This window comes from Pseudoselenomonas ruminantium (assembly GCF_900142515.1).
Lineage (GTDB): Bacteria > Bacillota > Negativicutes > Selenomonadales > Selenomonadaceae > Selenomonas_A > Selenomonas_A ruminantium_D.
Window position 1 is genome coordinate 1 of the sequence record NZ_FRBC01000055.1, and the last position, 1,877, is coordinate 1,877.

The 1,877-nt window shown below is 44.1% G+C and carries 2 protein-coding genes; both read left to right on the plus strand.

The window, feature by feature from the left end:
• Positions 1 to 93 precede the first annotated feature (93 nt).
• On the plus strand, positions 94 to 1,344 hold the full coding sequence (locus BUB68_RS14790; protein WP_256626013.1) for an ATP-binding protein: 1,251 nt from the start codon (positions 94 to 96) through the stop codon (positions 1,342 to 1,344).
• Between the two features lie 167 nt (positions 1,345 to 1,511).
• Positions 1,512 to 1,877 (plus strand): helix-turn-helix domain-containing protein (locus tag BUB68_RS14950; RefSeq protein WP_081372032.1); only part of this gene is annotated, 366 nt, incomplete at its 3' end.

Below are 1,877 nucleotides of genomic sequence, written 5' to 3' on the forward strand. Positions count from 1 at the left end.
TGGCATGATGGCAACCTCCAATTTTCGTTACCTATACTATATCATGCACTCTTAAAATTTTCAGTACTGGTCTGAATTCATGGGCCCATTATAATCAATGGGTGCAGGCAGTGTGGCAAGACATGTGCAGTGCTGGATTTTGCCGGTAATAACTACGAGCACGTTGTTTACCTGAATTTTTTTGAGAACTCCAGCTATGGAGCTATCTTCAAGGATAACCTGGAGGTAGACTTCCTGACGATGATGATGACAGCCCAGGTAAAGGACGCTGTTTTTGAGGCAGGTAAAACGGTAATAATTCTGGATGAGATACAGGAGTGTCCTGAGGCACGCACAGCCTTGAAGTTTTTCAAACTGGACGGACGCTATGACGTAATTGCCACAGGTTCACTTTTAGGCGTTAAAGGTTACGGGGAGCCCAAATCTGTTCCAGTTGGCTACGAAACGATGCTGACCATGGTACCGATGGATTTTGAGGAATTTCTCTGGGCCAATGGCATTGACGAAAAGCTGATAGCTTTACTGAAGGACTGTGTGGCTGAAGAAAAGCCGGTACCTGAAGCATTACACGCAAAGATGCGAATGCTCCTTCTCCAGTATGTGGTAGTTGGAGGGATGCCGGCGGTGGTACAAAATTTTGTTGACCACCACAATATGGCTCAGGTGCTTCAGATGCAAAGAGACATCACCATGTCATATGAGGATGATATGATGAAATATGCTCCTGACCGTGACAAGGTTCGTATCAGGAAGTGCTACCGCTCGATTCCCAAGCAGCTGGCCAAGGAAAACAAGAAGTTCCAGTATTCTGTGGTGGAGCGAGGTGCAAGAAGCAAGGATTATGATAGCTGCTTGTCCTGGATAAAGGATGCTGGGATACTGCACCATTGCTATAACCTTTCTATTCCGGAACTGCCGTTGGACGGCAATTCAGAGGAGGATATATTCAAAGTTTACATGGCAGATACCGGGCTTTTCATCAGTATGTTGGAAGATGGTACTCAGGCAGATATTCTGCAGGGGAACCTGCTGGGCTACAAAGGAGCCATATTTGAAAATCTCGTGGCAGACTTCTTTGGTAAGATGGGACGCAAGTTGTATTATTTCCGTAAAGACTCGGGGCTGGAGATAGATTTTGTCATCAAGTACAAAGGAAAGGCAACATTGGTAGAGGTAAAGGCCACCAACGGGAATGCTAAGAGCATGAAGCAAGTCTTGGCCAATCCTGACAGATACCATGTGGAGCAGGCCATAAAACTGGCAGACGCTCAAGTAGGAAGAAATGGGCAAGTGTTGACGTTGCCATTATATATGGGAGCTTTTATCACAGCGGTAACAGCATAACAGAAGCAAATCTTTAGTTTTGAAATTTCCCCCTGTAATATCTGTAATCCTTTGTAATGTTTTGTAATAAGTAACGGCGTTTTAAGCCCTGCCGAAAGAAGCAGGGCTTTTCCATATGAGAGGGGGGGCTGCGGACAAAAAGTTGGACTCTGACGGAGGAGAATAAGATGTCATTTTCATCAGAGCAGAAACAAAGAGCCTTGCAGCTGTTTAATGAAACGAAATCAGTCACTAAGATAATTATTCGATTGGGATATCCAACACGTCAATGCCTGTATCGCTGGTTACGGAAGAGAGAGGCACCCATAAAGCCTTTAAAAGTACGGAAGAAATTCATCAATACCCTAGAGCATCCTTTACATCCATCCATTGAGACGAAATTAAATATTCTTCATCGTTGCTTTGAACTTGGAGAGAATGTACAATTAGTATCAGAAGAAACAGGGTATTCAAGGGCATCTATATACAAATGGCGACGACAATACATCAAGGAAGGACGATTGGCATTAATGAATCAGAAAGATATTCCCAGA